Raw genomic sequence first — 18,064 nt, 5'->3', positions numbered from 1 at the left:
GGTCGCTTTTGACCAGATGGCTTTTTTGTATGGTTTGACATGTCTTGTCAGCGTTGGGATAATGAAAATATTGATTTTAAGAGAGGTCCAAATGATAGATCTCTAGAAGGAGATATAAAAAGATGAAGCGCAAAAAGGGAAGAATTGTCCTTTTTATGGTTCTGGTAGTCGCGTTGCTAGCAACTGTAGCTTCTACGACAATGCCTGTTTGGAACGGAATCCCAAAAGGACTCGACTTGCAAGGTGGATTTGAAGTATTGTATCAAGCGGAAGCAGGTCAGAAAGTGTCAGCTGTAACATTAAAAGATGCTGCTGCTTCGATCCAACGTCGAATCGATGTATTGGGAGTGAATGAACCAGAAATCACAGTCGAAGAACCAAATCGAATTCGTGTCCAGTTAGCTGGAGTTCAAGATCCGAAAAAAGCGAGAGAGATTTTAGGTAAACCTGCCAATTTAACGTTCCGCACTCCAGATGGAAAGACAGTATTGATCGATGGAAAAGATCTGGTACAAGGCGCTTCCAAGGTTGAATATGATCAATTCAATCAACCTCAAGTAGCTGTGAAATTTAAGGATCCAAAAAAGTTTGAAGATATCACTCGGCAATATATCGGACAAACTATTCCTATCTATTTAGACGAAGATCAATTGAGCAATCCTACGATTAGCAGTGTGATTCCAGGTGGTAACGCGGTAATTACGGGAGTGGGAACAGTAGATGAGGCACAGCAATTGGCAGATTTACTCAACGCTGGTGCACTTCCCATTAAGTTAAAGGAGATTCAGAGCTTTGCGGTAGATGCTAGTCTGGGAGCAGAATCACTTCAGCTAAGTCTACAAGCCGGAGCGTATGCGATTCTGGCTATCTTTATCTTTATGATTGGATATTATCGGATCCCAGGTTTGGTTACTGTAATCACCCTCGTTGCATATGGTTGGTTGGTGTTGCTTACGTTCTATGCATTTAACATGACACTCACATTACCAGGAATCGCTGCCTTTATATTAGGGATTGGGATGGCGGTGGATGCCAACGTGATTATGAATGAACGGATTCGAGAAGAACTTCGGAATGGCCGTAATGTGAAAGCAGCAGTCAAACATGGTTCTACCAGATCTTTTGGGACCATTACAGATGCTAACTTAACTACCATTCTCGGAGGAGTTGTTCTCTTTATCTTTGGTACAGCAGGTGTAAAAGGTTTTTCGGTCTCCTTGATCGCAGGTATTCTTGTAAGCTTTGTCACTGCGGTGGGCTTTGCTCGTCTACTCATCTATCTCTTGGTCTCTTCCAACTACCTCAAGAAACCAAGCGCTTTCCAAGTGAAGGGAGATGAGATCGGTGAATTATAAAATGGATTTTGTCAAACATCGGAAGTTTTATTACCTCTTTTCTATCGTTCTCGTCATCGCAGGAACGATCTCATTGTTTGTGCAAGGCCTGAATTTAGGAATCGATTTTGTGAGTGGAACTCGCCTCGACTTTGCCTTTCCCCAAAAGGTAGATCAAGCAAAGGCAGAGGATGTGCTTCAAAAGGCAGGGTTAGAAAATACTACGACTCGTATCGGGGGACAGAATAAAGAGGTTCTAATCGTCCGATTGGATCGCACAGTTTCTTCTACTGAGTTGGAAAAATATCGCAAAGCACTTGATACAGCGTTTCAAACGAAAGTCTCTGTACAAGAACAAGTGGTGAATCCGATCATAGGTCGCGAGCTAGCACGAAATGCGATCATTTCCATCTTGCTGGCATCCCTTATTATTGTGGCATATGTCGCCATTCGCTTTAAATGGCGTTATGCTGTTGCGGCAATTGCTGCTCTCTTTTATGATGCGTTGTTTACGATTGGAATCTTTTCTCTTTTTCAATTCGAAGTAGATCTCGTCTTTATTGCGGCAATCTTGACGATTGTCGGATACTCAGTGAATGATACGATTGTAATCTTTGACCGGATAAGAGAAAACATGATTTTGGAAAAGCCGAAAAAACTAGACCATTTGAAGGATATCGTGAATCGGAGTCTAAACCAGACATTAGTTCGCTCGCTTAACACAGTCATTTCGGTATTACTTGGGGCATTGGCTCTATTCGTTTTTGGTGGAGAAAGCATTCGTTATTTCTCACTTGCTCTTCTTCTTGGATTGATCTCAGGTTCCTACTCTTCCATTTTCCTCGCTTCTCAACTTTGGCTAGATATGGAATGGGCTTCTATGAAAAAAGGACCGAAAAAAGAGAAGTTGGATGCTATTCCAGCTGAATAAAGCAGACGATAGATTAATAAACTAACGTCAACCGCCGCGGAGCAGGTATGTTCCGTGGCTTTTTTTGTACGTTAGGAGTGTCCATTATGACAGCGTTTGGGAAGCGATTTGACGAGGCAGAGCGTGTAGCGCGTATTGGAATCTATGCCAATACGGGGCTGGCGATTTTAAAAGGTGTAGTAGGGTATTGGACTGGAAGTAGGGCTTTGATCGCAGAAGCAGCGAATTCAGCATCAGATGTGGTAGGTTCCTTTGCTGTATTATTTGGTCTCAAAATTGCTAAAAGACCACCTGATGCAGATCACCCTTATGGATATGGAAAAGCGGAAACAATTGCTGCAATTATCGTCTCTGTTTTGATTGCGATTGTGGGAGTGGAAGTGGCAAGTAATGCGATCCAAGGATTGATGGAACCGATTCGAAAGTCGCCTGGATGGTGGGCTGTGGGGGCAGCTGTGGTCTCCGTCATTGTGAAAGAGATTTTGTTTCGCTATACGATTGTTCTCGGAAAAAAATTAGATAGCCCTGCAATCCTTGCCAATGCTTGGGATCATCGCTCTGATGTGTTTTCTACACTAGCAGCGATCATCGGAATTGTAGGATCTATCATAGGAGAATGGCTCCAGATAGGTTGGCTCCTTCATCTCGATGCCTGGGCAGGATTGGGAGTAGCACTCTTTGTAATTTATACAGCATATCGTTTAGCAAAAGAGAATATTCATATTAGCCTCGATCATGTCTGGCATGAGGCTGAAGTGGCTGAACTGTTGGAGACAGTACAATCAGTAGATGGAGTTTTACATATTAACGATTTGCGTGCAAGGGAGCATGGATATTATGTCATTGTAGATTTAAAAGTGGCAGTAGATCCGCATATTACAGTAGAAGAAGGGCACCTCATTGGAAAACAAGTGAAGTCTGTTCTGTTATCCGAGCATCCTCAAGTAACCGATGTGATGGTACATATCAATCCTTATAATCCAGACGATCTAGTAAAGGACTAGGATCATCCAGCGATTCTCGTTCACCTGTGCTATAATGATTCTCGCACACAAAGAAGAGGTGAACGGACCGATGTACCATGCTAGAACACGCTGGATTCCTTATGTTTCTGAAGAAGCAAAGATCAAGCAGATGACGGAAGTGCTGGGGATCTCCCCTTTGTTAGCCAAGATGCTGATTCATCGGGAGATAGCAGAACCAGACCTTGCAAGGCGGTTCCTACAACCTAGCTTGGAGCATTTGCACGATCCTTTTTTGCTAGAGGACATGGAAAAAGCAGTAGAACGGATTCATGATGCTCTGCAAGAAAACGAAAAGATCATAATCTATGGTGACTATGATGCGGATGGTGTAAGTAGTACTAGCTTGATGATGAAAGCATTTCGTTATTTAGAAGCTGATGTAGATTACTATATCCCGAATCGTTTTCGGGAAGGATATGGTTTAAATAAAGAGGCGATCCTGCGCCTAAAAGAACAGGGTACAGGACTTGTTATCAGTGTAGATACGGGAATTAGTGCGGTAGAGGAAGCGGCATTAGCTAAAGAGATTGGTCTCGATCTGATCATTACAGACCATCATGAGCCCCCTGAGATCCTGCCAGATGCCTTTGCTGTGATCAATCCCAAAAAGCCAAGTTGTCCTTATCCATTCAAACAATTAGCAGGAGTAGGGGTTGCTTTTAAACTGATTAGCGCCATTCTCGATTACCCCCCTGTAGAATGGATGGATTTGGTGGCGCTTGGAACGATCGCGGATTTAGTTCCTCTGGTTGGTGAAAATCGAGTTTTGGCAACTTACGGACTGAATCGAATGAATGAACGTGCTAATTTGGGATTATCTGCTTTGGCTGATGCTGCTGGTGTAGGAAAAGAGATCAATGCAAGTTCAGTTGGTTTTTTTATTGGGCCACGAATCAATGCTAGTGGTCGACTCTATAGTGCCAATGAGGCAGTTGATCTACTTTTGACCGAGAATCAGACAGAAGCGATCCAAATTGCGGATAAGTTAAATGAACGGAATCGAGAGCGTCAAGAGTTAGTAGAAGAGATAACAGAGCAAGCGATTGCTCAGGTTGAACAAGACCCAGCTAAACATCAAAAAGTTATCATTGTGGCACAAGAAGGTTGGAATGTAGGAGTGGTAGGGATTGTTGCATCCCGATTGGTAGAGAAATACTACCGTCCCACTATTGTATTAGGAATTGATTCGGAAAAAGGAATTGCAAAAGGATCAGCCAGAAGCATCGTTGGATTTGATCTCTATCAAGCACTTACTGCATCCAAAGAGTATCTCCCTCACTACGGAGGACATACGATGGCAGCAGGAATGACTATGCCGATCGAGAATCTAGAGCTACTTCATCAGAGGCTTACGGCGTATGCAGAGGAGACTCTACACGACGAAGATTATGTGCCATTAACTCAGATTGAAGGGAAACTGGATCTTACCCAAGTCGAATTTGGCATTTTGGAAGAGATTCGCCAGATGGAACCTTTTGGTACAGGGAATCCAACCCCACTGTTTCAAATTGACCAAGCTGTTTTGACTCGTCTACAAAAAATGGGTCAATCACAAAATCATGTCAAGCTCCATCTCACACAAGAAGAAAAAAACTTAGAGGTAGTTGCCTTCCGCCGAGCGGATATTGCCGATCAGTTAACTCTTCAGATGCCGGTTCAAGTAGTGGGAGAGCTGACGATGAACGAGTGGAATGGTCGCCGAACCGCACAAGTATTATTAAAGGATTTACGAGTTGCCGAGCGTCAGATTTTCGATTGGAGAAGCAATCGGAAATGGGAGAAAGTCCAAGCACTTGCAGGGGAAAAATGTCTGTTTATCTTGCGTGTTGACACTACGATTCCAGAACAATGGCGTCAGGCAAATGAGTCTTCCATCACCTATTGGGATCAGTTGGATAAAGTGGAGCAATCTCATCCATATGTGGTTTTCCTGGATCCTCCACCAACTATGAAGCAATTCCATGAGTGTATCGATCACTATACAGATGCTGAAAGATACTACTTTTTGTTTAGTGATGCGGATGGTGCAAACAATTTAGTCAATATCCCACGGCGAGATCAATTCAAGAAACTTTACCAGACACTCTATCAAGTACGAGACCGGAATGTTCAGTTTCCAAGACATCTTGATTCGCTAAGTCGCAAGACAGGATTGTCAAAACGCGCACTTTCCTTTATGATTCAAGTGTTTGAAGATTTATCGTTCGTCTCGATTGAACAAGGACGTGTGCAGATCCAAATAGGAGCAGGAAAACGTCCATTAGAAGAATCGGTATTGTACCAACGGCAGGTGGACTATGCGGAAGTACAGCAATACTTGGTCTACTCCTCCTACCGAGACTTGCGACAATACCTGGAAACCAAGCCATGGCAAATGGCAGGAGGAAGATAAGATGGATTTCAAAGAGTACATTCGCGTCATCGAAGACTTTCCACAGCCGGGGATCCGTTTTAAGGATATTTCGACCCTTTTAAAAGATGCTAAAGCCTATCGTGCTTCGATTGAAGAACTTGCAAAAATGGTGAAACACCATGAGATTGATATTGTAGTAGGACCTGAAGCTCGTGGTTTTGTGGTAGGGGCACCCTTGGCACTCGCTCTTGGAGCAGGCTTCGTACCAGTTCGTAAGCTAGGAAAACTTCCAGGTGAAACCATTCAAGCGGAATACAGCTTGGAATATGGAAAAGATGCTCTGGCAATGCACAAGGACGCTATATTACCTGGGCAAAAAGTTTTGATCGCGGATGATCTTCTTGCGACAGGTGGTACCATTGCTACTACCATCAACCTGGTAAAACAACTGGGAGGAATACCAGTAGGAGCGGCTTTTATGATTGAATTAACATATCTCGATGGTCGTAAGAAGTTAGACGACATAGAAACCGTTACATTAATGCAGTACTAATAGAATAATAAAATTAGAATGAAACCTCGATTTAGCAATAAAGAAATCGGGGTTTTTTGCATGGGGTATATAAACCATAAGGTGTAAAATAGAAAGAGAGCTCCTATTTTTCTGAGAGGAGAGAAATATTTTGCGTAAATGGACAACCGATGTATGTGTTGTAGGAGCGGGTCCAGCAGGAATGATACTAGGACTCCTACTAGCTAAACAAGGGATCGATGTAACAGTACTGGAACGCAATAAAAATTTTGATCGGGAGTATCGTGGGGAAGTTCTCCAGCCTGCTTTCTTGAATATGATGGCAGATATTGGACTTTTAGAGATGATCTACCAACATCCACATACAAAATTGACTAATGGGAGTATTTTCAATCGAGATCGGCAGTTGGGGAGATTTCAATTTAGTCAAATCAGTGAATATCCTTTTGCGATGTGGATGCCCCAACCAGTGATGCTCCAAGCGTTCGCCGAAGTAGGAAAACAGTTTTCTTCTTTCCATCTTTGTTTTCAAGCAGCTGTTCAAAAGCTTCAATATACTGGTGAACAGGTGACAGGGACGATCGCAGAAGTAGCAGGGGAAAAAGTAGAAATTGAGGCAAAAATCACAATAGGGGCTGATGGACGAAACTCCACAGTCAGCCGGCTTGGAAAATTTGAGCAAGACTACTCCCACTATAAGAATGATATTGCTTGGTTTACGATAGATAGACCAGATGAATGGAATAGCGCGTTACGCATCCAATTTACAGATGAAAACCTCTTTATTGTACTTCCTAAGTATCCAAACCATTTACAAGCAGGTGTCTTTCTTCCAAAAGGAGAGTATGCACATCTACGCAAAGCGGGCATTGAAGAGATGAAAGGAATCTTAGAGGAAGTTGGCACCCTATTTGCTCCCTTTACAAAGGATTTATCGGATTACTCTGCTTTCCATTTATTGCAATCACGGATCTTTATGGTACGAGATTGGGCAAAAGATGGTTGTCTGCTCATAGGAGATGCTGCTCATTGCGCAAGTCCAGTTGGAGCAATCGGTGTAACGCTTGCAGTCGCTACCTCCATTGAAGCGGCCAAGGTAATCGTTGATTCTTTACAAAAAGAAGATTACTCTGCTGGATTCCTGCATCAAGTACAACAAAAGCGAGAGCCTTCTTTAAGATCCATTCATCAAATTCAAATGAGAGCGGAACGAGCTGTCGCACCTACTACCAAACTATTGCGAACTGTACGTCCGGTCGTCGTGCCGTTTCTGTTCCGTACTGGTTTGATTCCACGATTTTTACGACGAGTTTTAGTGGAAACGGGTACGATTGAGATCCCGAAAGAGTTTCGAATTTATCGTTAGAAAGGGTAGGTTCAAAGATCCAAGATAGATACTCCATGTTTAACAGCTCAGTATTCTGCTGGGCTTTTTCTATATTTAATCACATACTAAAAATAAGTAATTGACAAAAAGTAAGTTAAATATTACTATGTACTTACTAAAAGTAAGTTACACAATAACTGAAGGGAGTAACATGTTATGTTAGATTTAGGACTTTTTCTTATTCGTCTTGTAGTAGGAGTATTGTTTATTGGGCATGGTGCACAAAAATTATTTGGCTGGTTTGGAGGATACGGCCTCAAAGGTACAGCAGGTTGGTTAGAATCGATTGGAGTTCGACCTGGTGTTGTCATGGCTACCATGGCTGGTTTAGGGGAACTACTCGGGGGAATCCTATTCGCGAGTGGTTATCTATTGTGGGTTGGTGCATTCTTCATCGTGGCGACTATGGTAGTTGCCATCGCGACCGTACATGGAAAAAATGGACTTTGGGTAACACAAGATGGATTTGAATTTAATTTGGTTCTGATCGTGGTTGCAATTGGAGTAGCACTAGCAGGACCAGGAGCTTATGCAATTGGAGTTTGAGGAGGATTAAGAGGATGAAACGGACGAGTGGTATCCATCACATTACAGCGATTGTAGGAGATCCACAAGTAAATATGGATTTCTATGCTGGATTACTTGGCTTACGCTTTGTGAAAAAGACGATCAACTTTGATGATCCAGGTACTTATCACTTTTACTTTGGTGATGATGTTGGGAATCCAGGAACGATTATGACTTTTTTCCCGTGGTCTGGGGCGCATCGCGGGCGTGTAGGTGGTGGACAAGTTGGCTGGACAACGTTTGTCGTACCGGAGGGAGCACTTCCTTTTTGGAAAGAACGTCTTCGTGAAGCCAATGTATCCGTAATGGAGGAAGTACGCTTTGGAGAGACATTTCTCCAATTTCGGGATGGGCATGGTCTTCAGTTGGAGATTGTCGCTCGAAGCGCTGGACCACAAAGTAACTGGACAGCAGAGGGGATACCGGTAGAGTACGCGATAAAAGGTTTTGGTGGCGCACTATTGTTTAGCCTTCGACCTTCAGAGACAGGAAAAGTACTCGAAAAGGGATTGGGACTTACTCGAGTGGGACAAGAGGGTGAGATGATTCGCTATCAAGCCACTGGGGATTTAGGGCAAGTGATCGATCTGGAGATGAACCCAGTACCTGTTGGCAATCTAGGAGCAGGAACAGTGCATCATATTGCGTGGCGTGCGAAAGATGATGAAGACCATCTAGCTTGGCGTCAAACAATTGGACAATATGGATTAGTCCCCACCGAAATTGTAGATCGACAATATTTTAACGCTCTCTATTTCCGAGAATCGGGTGGGATTCTTTTTGAAATTGCGACGGATCCTCCTGGTTTTCAGTGGGATGAAACGTATGAAAAATTAGGGCAAGAATTAAAGCTACCAGCTTGGTATGAGCCACATCGGGAAAAAATCGAAGCAGTCCTTCCAAAGGTGATCGTGCCTAATGGTAAAAGGAAGTGAATTTATGAAGCATTTTTTTGAAAAAGGAAACGACCCGCAAGCGCCTGTCTTGCTCTTGCTTCATGGTACAGGTGGCGATGAGCGAGATTTGGTACCACTCAAAAACATGATCTCACCTGGCTCCTCTGTGCTCAGTGTAAGAGGGAATGTATTGGAAAATGGAATGCCGCGTTTTTTCCGCCGTCTGTCAATGGGTGTGTTTGATGAAGAAGATCTTGTTTTCCGTACAAAGGAACTCAATGAATTCCTTAATCAAGCGGCTATAGACTACCAATTTGATCGCTCTCATGTAGTGGCGGTTGGTTACTCCAATGGGGCAAACATTGCAGCTAGCCTATTGTTCCATTATGCAGGAAGTTTGGCAGGGGCAATTCTACTGCATCCCATGGTTCCGCGAAGAGGAATTACCTTACCTGATCATTCTGGTATACCTGTTCTTCTAACAGCAGGTCGACAAGATCCGATTTGCCCTCCAGAAGAGACAGAGGAACTAGAGAAACTATTGCAATCAACAGGTGCAGAAGTAAAAGTTCAGTGGCAGTCAGGTGGGCATCAACTTACGATGCCAGAGATTGAACAAGCCGCTAAATGGTTTCAAACCGCATTTAGAATATGAGAGAAGCCACACTCAGTCCAGAATGATCTGGATAGAGTGTGGCTCCTTTGATTACAAGGTAATATCCCGGATCAGGACAATCACCTTGTCATCGCGGCGCTTCATCCGTGGTAGGACAGCACCGATAGGGTCGTAGTTCTCAAGATTCTCGATCACCTGGAACAGAGAATCGATGCCATCGCGAAATGCGATTTTGGCTGTCATCCTCCAAGCACGAGCGTTGTCTCTCGTGTTTTGAAGCATGTACAACAATCCGTCAGATGAACCTCCAATGGATTGAACATTATCAAGGCTTACCTTGCAGTAATTCTTTTGAATCGACCGCATGGAATCCTTGGTTCCGTCCAGAACAGTGTAGAAGTGAAAGCGCTTGTTAGCTCTGTACCGCATATTGGGTACTGCTTGGCGCACCTTCTTGTCTGCACGGACGAGTTTGTTGATTTCTGCGATTTGTTCTTCGTCATTGCGAATATCGTCTAGAGTGAGTTCTCTTTCTTCTAGAAGCTTATGAAGTGCCTTTGTCCGTAGCTTGATCGACTTGCGATCGTGCTTTTCTACTGTGTCGCGGAAAGGAAAGTGAATCTTCCCTTCTTTGTCCATATAATATGGCAATGTATCCCCGAGACAGACGAACTGCACTTCTTGGTACCGGAAGTCTACTAGAGTCGCCGCCAAGCAAGCACCTGCCCGCTCAAATGGTTCCATCTCGTCAGGTCGTTTCCCGGTTTCTTGCAAGGTCATCTCCGCATGATAATTACATGCATAGATAAGAATGGTTTTGAGATCTATTGGAAGGGTTGGATCCGTGTCGAGTTCTGCAATATAAGTCTCCATTACGGTATGAATGCCCCGCTTGAGGTTGTCTGTGGCAAAACGCCCAGACAGACCACCTGCACCAGAAACACCATCGATAGTGACGGACAATACAAAACGCTCATGTTGGATGATCACATAACCATCTTCATTCGGTTTTGTATTGCTTCCTGCCTGACAACGAACTTCAATATTGTAATTCGCCATTCTAATCACTCCCTATTTAGAATCGAGAAATAGGGGTGACCCATGAATGACGTACAGGCAGATGCCCATCGTCATTCATGGGCACCCCTGTAATCCGGGACGGTTGCTAGATAGGAAACAAGATTAAGAATAGTATAGCAAAAAAAATGGGGTCTTGGTTCCTAAAATTTTTGCAAAAATAAAAACAGCCTCCCTTTCACGTACTAGAGAGTGCTGTTTTTATTTAGTTCTATCAAAATTCCTGTTTTATCATCTGCTTTTTTAAATCGAGGATAGAGATAACACATCGGATCTGCTTCTTCTAATGACTGAACTTGTTCATATAATGCAGGAAGCCCTTGAGAAAATGCAAGCTTAGCTGTCTCAATCCACATCTGGTCCGCACTTGCCTTTTGATGAGGAAGGACAAGGCCATCCGATAACAGCAAGATTTTTCGGGCACGTATGAGTGGGATGAGACCATAGCTGATCATTTGTTCTGCTTTTTTCGAACCATCGAGTACAGGATAACCCTCTTTTGTATTGAGGAGATTGCGATTGCGCTGTAAAACCTCTTGGAGTTCTTGCCAAATCTCTTGGTTGACCTGCTTACGCTTTTCATCTGACCAGCCATTTGGGTTTTCATCGCCTGCTTTTTCCTGAAGAAGTTGTGCACGTTCTCGGATGGCAATTTCATCCAATCGGGAGAGAGAATCGTGAGTTAACATACGAAGAACTCCTTCTTCGTACTCTACCATGATCATGCAATCTCCACTGTGTACATACTCCATTGTATTGTTCTCTAAAAATCGTACTGCTACCAGTCCTGTGGTACTTCGATCTGTCTTGGGAATTTCTTCGACCTGATCTACACCCATCAGCTCACGAACTCGTTTCCCTAGCAATTGATTGGCAGATAGAGTTACATCTAATAGATTTTCTTCAGGTTGGATTTCTTGGAGGCGGTCACAAATCGTTTGCGCTGCTAATTCGCCCGTTAGCTTGCCTAGGCCCGTTGCGCCGTCCATTACAGCAAAGATACCTTTCTCATGGATACAGAGATAGCGATCCTCATTGGTAGTAGAGATACCTTTTTCATATAGCGTTGTGATGTGAAGTGGAAACATGTGCATTCCTCCAAATGACTAACTTTTTGGCAACTGCGATATGACAATACAAAGTACGACGATCAAAAACACACCAAGAACAGTAAAGTCTTCTGTATTGGTAAAGGGATGAAATGGGATTTCTGGTAAATTTAAATCTGGAAATTCCCATTCCGATAGTTCATCATACCAAACTAAAAACAAGGAATAGACCTCCTTCTATAGAAAAATAGATCTAACAATTTTTATTAAATGTTCTATGCGAATTTTCCTATTTTTGATAATTATACCTAATGGGAAGAGTGAGATTTCTTTCTATTATAGCGAAACGATAAGTAAAGGAGCATACATAAATAGTGATAGTTCGTATCCTTATTTGTTTGATATAGTCGTCATGTAATGTGCTGGAAAACAATTTATAGGGAAAGAAGAGGAGATCAATGAAGCCTAGCTTTTTTACGTTTCAAACTACTGATCATGCAAAAATTTATGTTCATAAATGGAAGTCAGACTCATCCCCTATTGGAATTGTGCAAATTGCCCATGGTATGGCCGAACATTCCAAAAGGTACCATGAATTTGCTACTAAGTTAGTAGAAGCTGGATATGTAGTCTATGCCAATGATCATCGGGGGCATGGTCAAACAGCAGGCAAGGAAGAAGAATTAGGGTATTTTGCTGAAGAAAACGGTTGGGAGCTTGTCGTGGATGATCTTTATCAGCTTACTAACATTATAAAGAAGGAGTATCCACAGATCCCGTTTTTTCTATTTGGGCATAGTATGGGTTCATTCTTATCACGGCGGTATATACAAAAATACGGTATGGAGTTGGATGGAGTAATTTTATCTGGTACGGGAGCAGATCAAGGAATTCTCAGTTGGTTGGGTATTCAGTTCGCTAATGTAGAAAGGAAAATAAAAGGGAAGCGAACTAAGAGCAACTTACTTAATCGATTAGTATTCGGAAATTTTAATCGAGCTTTTCAACCGATTCGTACAGAATTTGATTATTTGAGTCGGGATGAACGAGAAGTAGATAAATATATCGCTGATCCATTTTGTGGTTATGTGCCAACTACCAGCTTTTTTTATGATTTGTTCAGCGGAGTAAATCAATCGGATAAGCCAGAAAACCTAAATCAAGTTCCAAAGAACTTACCAATCTTTCTTTTCTCAGGTGATCAAGATCCAGTTGGCGATAACGGTAGAGGAGTCCTCAAAACGTATCACCATTTCCAAAAAGCGGGGATCGTCGATGTGTCATATAAGTTGTATCCTGGCGGTCGGCATGAAATGTTAAATGAGTCCAATCGGGAAGAAGTTTATCAAGATGTGATCGCATGGTTAAACAAACACCTTCCGATGAGCAAGAGGTAGTGGTTTCTTATCAGTAGTGAAAGAACTGAAAAAAACCGCTACTTCGTTAGCGGTTTTTGTAAAAAGTCCAAATAATTTATCCAGTAGCACCAATCTAGAAAAAGGCTTACAATACTAATATTGTGAATCCATTCCTGCACGGAAATTTTTATTCTTATATAAGAGAGGTTACTATGCATTCCACACTAACAGCACAAGAGACACCATTACATAAGGTTTTTAGCGATGACTACTTATTTATCGTCCCGTCGGTGCAAAGACCGTATTCTTGGACGACAGAACAAGCTGGAGAATTGCTAGATGATCTGTTGGATTTTATCGAGCATCATCAAATTACCGAGCGAAGTGTCGAGCAAGTTCCAGAGCCGTATTTTCTAGGTAGTATTGTCCTGGTAAAAGGGGAAAAGCCAGAAGCGGAAGTATTGGATGGACAGCAGAGGCTAACTACTCTGACGATTCTTTTGTCTGCCCTGCGCAGTTATCTGCCAGAAGAATATGCCGATGAGATTGATGAATTAGTTGTTCAGCGCGGTAGTAGAATTCGCAAGATCGAGGATACATACCGTCTTCGATTGCGGAAAAAGGACAACGACTTTTTCAAGAAATATATCCAAGAACGAGGCGGAATCAGAAAGCTATCCAAAAGCACCCCTGTCAAAACTGATAGTCAAGGTTTAATACGGGATAACTCTCTTTATTACCTTGATCGACTCAATGACTTAGACCCATCTACCATGACAACTCTATCTAGCGTAGTTGCCACTCTGTGCTATATTGTGGTGGTCTCTACTCCTAACTTTGATTCCGCTTTTCGGATCTTTACCGTATTGAATGATCGTGGGTTAGATCTCATGGCTAGTGATATTTTCAAAGCAAGAGTGATCGGAGAGATTCCGGAAAGCGAACAAGAGTCCTATACGGAAAAATGGGAAGATGTAGAGAGTACTTTGGGTCGTGAGCGGTTTAATGAACTGTTTTCACATATTCGGATGATTATCCAAAAGCGCAAAGGTCTAGGTAATCTAAAAGATGAGTACGATGATATTTTCAATCGCGTATCTGGCAAAGCGTTTGTCGATGAGGTGTTATTGCCTTATAGTGATCTCTATATCCAGTTAATCGATTACAAGGCACAACGACTTAACCAAGGTCGGGTGCTAGAAATGCTAAATCGCATCGACAATATCGACTGGCTTCCCGTTGCCATGTATTACTTACATAACTGTCGGGAAAATGCCCACTTGTTCCTCCGAAAATTAGAGCGCTTTGCTGCAGTCCATATGATTCTCCGTAAGAACTTCAACTGGAGACAATCAAAGTACTCGGGAATCCTTCGAGATATGGAAGAGAATAAAGCGGACTTTTCAATGGAATCGTTGGAGATCACTCCTCAGGAGAAAAGAGAAGTACAAGAAGCTTTGATGGACGATGTGTATACAAAATGGAAAGATTCGGCAAAGCGTTATGTCTTATTAAAATTGGACGGATTACTATCAGAGGGACAGCCTTATTATGATCACGATACCATTACGGTAGAACATGTCCTCCCGCAGAACCCTACGGAAAATAGTATTTGGTGCAGAAACTTCCAAGATATCGAGAGGTATGTTCATAAACTAGGAAATCTCGTTCTCTTAACAAGAAAGAAGAATTCCCAAGCTAGAAATTTTGAGTTTAAAAAGAAAAAGGAAAGTTATTTTCAATCCAGAAACGGAGTGAGCACTTTTGCTCTCACGTCTCAAGTGATCAATGAGCAAGAATGGACACCTAATGTATTGGAACGCAGACAGAATATGTTGGTACGGATGCTAGTAGATGAGTGGGACTTGTAGGATAAGGATAAGGCGAGACAAAAAGGAGAGCCTGCACGAGACAGTGTGCGAGACTCTTTCTTTTGTTATGAAAAATATTCAACTATACCTAAGCCAATACTTATTATGATGATGACCCATAAACCAATTCTATGTACTATCCCGTACTTAATTTTTATTCCTATTCAAAGTAAAGGGAATTAGTTAGTAGCAATTTTTGGATAAAAGGGGTTACAATTAACTTGTATCCAATCTAAAACGAATTTTTGCTTTGGTATATTTTATAAGAGAAAGTAGGGGGATGTCATGCCGGTATATAACAAGCTTGTCAGAGATCGAATTCCTGAAATTATTGTAAACTCCAATAAGGAGGCGGTATTTCGTAAATTAGATGAGAAAGAGTACCTTGTGGAGGCACGAAAGAAATTAGAGGAAGAATTACTAGAATATCTAGAAAGCGAAAACGATCAGGATTCATTAGAAGAATTGGCAGATCTGCTTGAATTGATTTACGCTCTTGCTGAAGTTCATGGTTCTAGTCGAGAGAAATTAGAAGAGATTCGAAGTGAAAAAGCAGAAAAACGTGGCGGATTTCAAAAAAGATTGTTTCTTTCTGAGGTTAAAGAATGATTCAAATGGAACTACACACATCAAATCTTTATCCGCATTTAATTCAAGGTATCGAAAAGTCTGATTCCATCTACATACTATCTTCTTTTATTATGAAATCAGGGGTAACGTTAATATATGAATCCTTAAAAAAAGCTTCTCAACGGGGAGCTGATATTAAAATTTGTACAGGTGATTATTTATATATTACATCCCCTGACGCTCTCGAAAAACTTCTTACCATTGACGGAATAGAGATAAGAATGTTTCGTACAAATAATCGTTCCTTCCATCCAAAAGCATATTTGTTTCGTTCAGAAAAAGAAGGATTTATAGTGATAGGATCATCTAATTTATCACAAAGTGCATTGCAGACTGGAGTGGAGTGGAACTTATCATTATCTAAGAGTATAGATTCTGAAGTATATGAGCAGGCATTTATGGAATTTATGGATGTTTTCTATCACGAACAGACGATTTCAATAAATGGAGAAACAATTCAGTTATACCAAGCGGAATATGAAGATAATCATAAAAAACTATCAACTTCATTAGGGGATGACATCGCAGAAAAAGAGATTTCTACGGTCCATGGGGAGTTGGAAAGTAGTATTGAAATTACTCCTCATGATGTACAAGTAGAAGCACTAAAATGTTTGCAAGAGTCATTAGATGAAGGATATCAGCGTTCCATGGTTGTGATGGCAACGGGACTTGGGAAAACATACCTAAGTGCTTTCTTTGCAAAATCATTTTCGAAAGTGCTTTTCATTGCACATAGAGAAGAGATTCTACGTCAAGCAGAGCGGTCATTTAAAAAGGTAGATGACACACTTTCTACTGGATTGTATTTTGGGAAAAATAAAGAAAAAGATTGCGATGTTTTATTTGCTTCCATCCAAACTCTTTCCATGAAACATCACTTAACATCCTTTTCTTCAAATGCTTTTGATTTAATCATAGTAGACGAATTTCATCATGCAGCGGCTAATTCTTATCGCAAAGTAATTGAATATTTCCAACCTAAATTTTTACTGGGAATGACAGCAACGCCTGACCGCCTAGATGGAGCAAATATTTATGCACTATGTGATAATAATGTAGCTTTTCAAATGCATTTCTTGGAAGCTATTGAAAAAGGTTTCTTAGTCCCCTTTCATTATGTAGGAGTTTATGACGACATTGATTACTCAAAGATTAGAGTAGTTGGTGGAAAATATGATTCTGATCAATTAGAAGCTGTTCAAATTCAAGAAAATATGGCTCAAAAGATTTTTCAAGCGTGGGAGAAGCATCGTCAATCTAGAACAATAGGATTCTGTTCTTCGATTAGACAAGCTGATTTTTTAACCGACTTTTTTAACAAGAATGATGTTCGAGCAGTATCCCTTCATTCCAGATCAGCATCTAGACAGAATGCAATTGAATCGTTAGAAGCCAGAGAAATTGATATTATCTTTACGGTAGATTTGTTTAATGAAGGTGTGGATATTCCTTTAGTGGACACCTTGCTTTTTGTTCGACCAACAGAATCAATCTCTGTGTTTACCCAACAGATAGGGCGTGGTTTGAGGTTAGCAGAAGGCAAACAATATTGCCAAATTATTGATTTAATCGGCAATTATCGAAACTTGGATGCGAAACTATGCCTTTTTAATAAAATGACTGGAGAGCCAAAAAAGATTTATGAGCCAATTGTCCCCGAGTTATGTGAGTTTGAACTAGAGACAAAAGCAATCGATATCATTAAATATTATAAGAAGCCACTTAATAACCGATTAATAGAAAGCTACTATGATGTGAAACGAGAGTTAGGGAGAAGACCTACTTATTTGGAAACGCATCTTTATGGTAGAGAAGATGCTAGTAAATACAAAAAGGAATGGGGGTCTTTTGCGGAGTTTTTATTAGCTGAAAATGAGTTAAATAATAATGAGAAAGATATAGTAAAAACATATTCTCCTATTTTGCAAGATATCGAAAAAACTGTAATGAACAAAAGTTATAAAATGGTACTTCTATTATCGATGCTTGAGCGTGGGAAAGACCGCTGGGCGCACCCGATAACCGCTGAAGTTGCAACTCCTATTTTCATGGAATATCTAATGAAGGTTCCTTATCGAAGGAAAATCGACGAAATCTCTAATAACGAAGAGACAGTTACCAAGCTGATTTATAATATGCCAATGAGCAAATGGTCAGGATCATCAAAGGGGATTTTTGAGTTAAAGGGGAATCAATTTTATGTAAAGGGTTATGCAGAACTTGGTACAAAGGAACTATACCAGATGGTAAAAGAGATTTGTGAATATCGCTTGCATTTATATTTTGAGAAAAAGGCTGATAAATAAAGTACTAGGGCATGTAATTTGTTAGTCATGTGCATTGCTCTTTTGGGATGATTGACTCCAAGAGTTTTGGAACGCAGGCAGCATGTATTGGTATAGATACTGGTGGATAAATGGGATATGTAGATAAAA

Annotated in this window: 16 protein-coding genes; 13 read left to right on the top strand and 3 right to left on the bottom strand. The window is 41.3% G+C overall.

Going from position 1 to position 18,064, the window contains the following annotated elements; genetic code table 11:
• The first annotated feature begins 122 nt into the window (after nucleotides 1-122).
• The 9 genes from secD to VJ09_RS04815 all read left to right on the top strand — a co-directional run bounded on the left by secD (nucleotide 123) and on the right by VJ09_RS04815 (nucleotide 9,680).
• Nucleotides 123-1,355, top strand: coding sequence for a protein translocase subunit SecD (secD, locus tag VJ09_RS18690; protein ID WP_052807222.1), 1,233 nt, complete (start codon nucleotides 123-125; stop codon nucleotides 1,353-1,355).
• Nucleotides 1,345-2,265: a protein translocase subunit SecF gene (gene secF / locus VJ09_RS18685; RefSeq protein WP_052807221.1), complete on the top strand. Its 921-nt coding sequence runs from the start codon at nucleotides 1,345-1,347 to the stop codon at nucleotides 2,263-2,265. Before secD ends, secF begins: the two co-directional genes overlap by 11 nt.
• 86 nt (nucleotides 2,266-2,351) lie before the next feature.
• Nucleotides 2,352-3,269: a cation diffusion facilitator family transporter gene (locus VJ09_RS04845; RefSeq protein WP_044640490.1), complete on the top strand. Its 918-nt coding sequence runs from the start codon at nucleotides 2,352-2,354 to the stop codon at nucleotides 3,267-3,269.
• A 70-nt stretch (nucleotides 3,270-3,339) separates the two neighbouring features.
• On the top strand, nucleotides 3,340-5,682 hold the full coding sequence (gene recJ, locus VJ09_RS04840; RefSeq protein WP_044640489.1) for a single-stranded-DNA-specific exonuclease RecJ: 2,343 nt from the start codon (nucleotides 3,340-3,342) through the stop codon (nucleotides 5,680-5,682).
• 1 nt (nucleotide 5,683) lies between these two features.
• Nucleotides 5,684-6,196 (top strand): adenine phosphoribosyltransferase, encoded by a 513-nt coding sequence (locus tag VJ09_RS04835; protein WP_044640488.1) that lies wholly within the window; start codon nucleotides 5,684-5,686, stop codon nucleotides 6,194-6,196.
• A 130-nt stretch (nucleotides 6,197-6,326) separates the two neighbouring features.
• Entirely contained in the window at nucleotides 6,327-7,541 is a 1,215-nt protein-coding gene (locus VJ09_RS04830) for an FAD-dependent monooxygenase (protein ID WP_052807220.1), read from the top strand.
• A 177-nt stretch (nucleotides 7,542-7,718) separates the two neighbouring features.
• Nucleotides 7,719-8,108: a DoxX family protein gene (locus tag VJ09_RS04825; RefSeq protein ID WP_044640487.1), complete on the top strand. Its 390-nt coding sequence runs from the start codon at nucleotides 7,719-7,721 to the stop codon at nucleotides 8,106-8,108.
• Nucleotides 8,109-8,122: 14 nt separating this feature from the next.
• Nucleotides 8,123-9,064 (top strand): ring-cleaving dioxygenase, encoded by a 942-nt coding sequence (locus VJ09_RS04820; protein ID WP_044640486.1) that lies wholly within the window; start codon nucleotides 8,123-8,125, stop codon nucleotides 9,062-9,064.
• Between the two features lie 4 nt (nucleotides 9,065-9,068).
• The gene (locus VJ09_RS04815) at nucleotides 9,069-9,680 is read left to right on the top strand and encodes an alpha/beta hydrolase (protein WP_044641598.1); all 612 of its coding nucleotides are present in this window, start codon (nucleotides 9,069-9,071) and stop codon (nucleotides 9,678-9,680) included.
• Nucleotides 9,681-9,731: 51 nt separating this feature from the next.
• Here the strand turns inward: VJ09_RS04815 and VJ09_RS04810 are convergent, their stop codons facing one another.
• From VJ09_RS04810 to VJ09_RS18335, 3 genes are all read right to left on the bottom strand, one after another.
• Complete coding sequence (locus VJ09_RS04810; RefSeq protein ID WP_044640485.1) at nucleotides 9,732-10,700, bottom strand: hypothetical protein; 969 nt, start codon at nucleotides 10,698-10,700, stop codon at nucleotides 9,732-9,734.
• A 203-nt stretch (nucleotides 10,701-10,903) separates the two neighbouring features.
• A complete protein-coding gene (locus VJ09_RS04805; protein ID WP_044640484.1) occupies nucleotides 10,904-11,806 on the bottom strand; it encodes a protein phosphatase 2C domain-containing protein in 903 nt (300 codons plus the stop codon).
• A gap of 18 nt (nucleotides 11,807-11,824) precedes the next feature.
• Entirely contained in the window at nucleotides 11,825-11,989 is a 165-nt protein-coding gene (locus tag VJ09_RS18335; protein ID WP_154662341.1) for a hypothetical protein, read from the bottom strand.
• A gap of 236 nt (nucleotides 11,990-12,225) precedes the next feature.
• On the opposite strand from VJ09_RS18335, the gene VJ09_RS04800 reads away from it, so the two are divergent.
• From VJ09_RS04800 to VJ09_RS04785, 4 genes are all read left to right on the top strand, one after another.
• Complete coding sequence (locus VJ09_RS04800) at nucleotides 12,226-13,164, top strand: alpha/beta hydrolase (RefSeq protein WP_044640483.1); 939 nt, start codon at nucleotides 12,226-12,228, stop codon at nucleotides 13,162-13,164.
• 173 nt (nucleotides 13,165-13,337) lie between these two features.
• Complete coding sequence (locus tag VJ09_RS04795) at nucleotides 13,338-14,996, top strand: DUF262 domain-containing protein (protein ID WP_044640482.1); 1,659 nt, start codon at nucleotides 13,338-13,340, stop codon at nucleotides 14,994-14,996.
• Nucleotides 14,997-15,281: 285 nt separating this feature from the next.
• Nucleotides 15,282-15,605: a nucleoside triphosphate pyrophosphohydrolase gene (locus VJ09_RS04790; protein ID WP_044640481.1), complete on the top strand. Its 324-nt coding sequence runs from the start codon at nucleotides 15,282-15,284 to the stop codon at nucleotides 15,603-15,605.
• The gene (locus VJ09_RS04785; protein WP_044640480.1) at nucleotides 15,602-17,935 is read left to right on the top strand and encodes a DEAD/DEAH box helicase family protein; all 2,334 of its coding nucleotides are present in this window, start codon (nucleotides 15,602-15,604) and stop codon (nucleotides 17,933-17,935) included. The genes VJ09_RS04790 and VJ09_RS04785 overlap by 4 nt, the downstream gene beginning before the upstream one ends.
• Nucleotides 17,936-18,064: the final 129 nt, after the last annotated feature.

It is taken from the genome of Risungbinella massiliensis (genome assembly GCF_000942395.1).
GTDB classification, from domain to species: Bacteria; Bacillota; Bacilli; order Thermoactinomycetales; family Thermoactinomycetaceae; genus Risungbinella; species Risungbinella massiliensis.
This window is presented reverse-complemented; position numbering and strand designations above follow the sequence as displayed.

What these genes read in the sequence shown, in the direction of transcription:
- VJ09_RS04800 (WP_044640483.1), top strand. Translation starts at nt 12,226, where the DNA reads ATGAAGCCTAGCTTTTTTACGTTTCAAACTACTGATCATGCAAAAATT.
- secD (WP_052807222.1), top strand. Translation starts at nt 123, where the DNA reads ATGAAGCGCAAAAAGGGAAGAATTGTCCTTTTTATGGTTCTGGTAGTC.
- VJ09_RS04805 (WP_044640484.1), bottom strand. Translation starts at nt 11,806, where the DNA reads ATGTTTCCACTTCACATCACAACGCTATATGAAAAAGGTATCTCTACT.
- VJ09_RS04795 (WP_044640482.1), top strand. Translation starts at nt 13,338, where the DNA reads ATGCATTCCACACTAACAGCACAAGAGACACCATTACATAAGGTTTTT.
- VJ09_RS04845 (WP_044640490.1), top strand. Translation starts at nt 2,352, where the DNA reads ATGACAGCGTTTGGGAAGCGATTTGACGAGGCAGAGCGTGTAGCGCGT.
- recJ (WP_044640489.1), top strand. Translation starts at nt 3,340, where the DNA reads ATGTACCATGCTAGAACACGCTGGATTCCTTATGTTTCTGAAGAAGCA.
- VJ09_RS04835 (WP_044640488.1), top strand. Translation starts at nt 5,684, where the DNA reads ATGGATTTCAAAGAGTACATTCGCGTCATCGAAGACTTTCCACAGCCG.
- VJ09_RS04825 (WP_044640487.1), top strand. Translation starts at nt 7,719, where the DNA reads ATGTTAGATTTAGGACTTTTTCTTATTCGTCTTGTAGTAGGAGTATTG.
- VJ09_RS04815 (WP_044641598.1), top strand. Translation starts at nt 9,069, where the DNA reads ATGAAGCATTTTTTTGAAAAAGGAAACGACCCGCAAGCGCCTGTCTTG.
- VJ09_RS04820 (WP_044640486.1), top strand. Translation starts at nt 8,123, where the DNA reads ATGAAACGGACGAGTGGTATCCATCACATTACAGCGATTGTAGGAGAT.
- VJ09_RS04790 (WP_044640481.1), top strand. Translation starts at nt 15,282, where the DNA reads ATGCCGGTATATAACAAGCTTGTCAGAGATCGAATTCCTGAAATTATT.
- VJ09_RS04810 (WP_044640485.1), bottom strand. Translation starts at nt 10,700, where the DNA reads ATGGCGAATTACAATATTGAAGTTCGTTGTCAGGCAGGAAGCAATACA.
- VJ09_RS04785 (WP_044640480.1), top strand. Translation starts at nt 15,602, where the DNA reads ATGATTCAAATGGAACTACACACATCAAATCTTTATCCGCATTTAATT.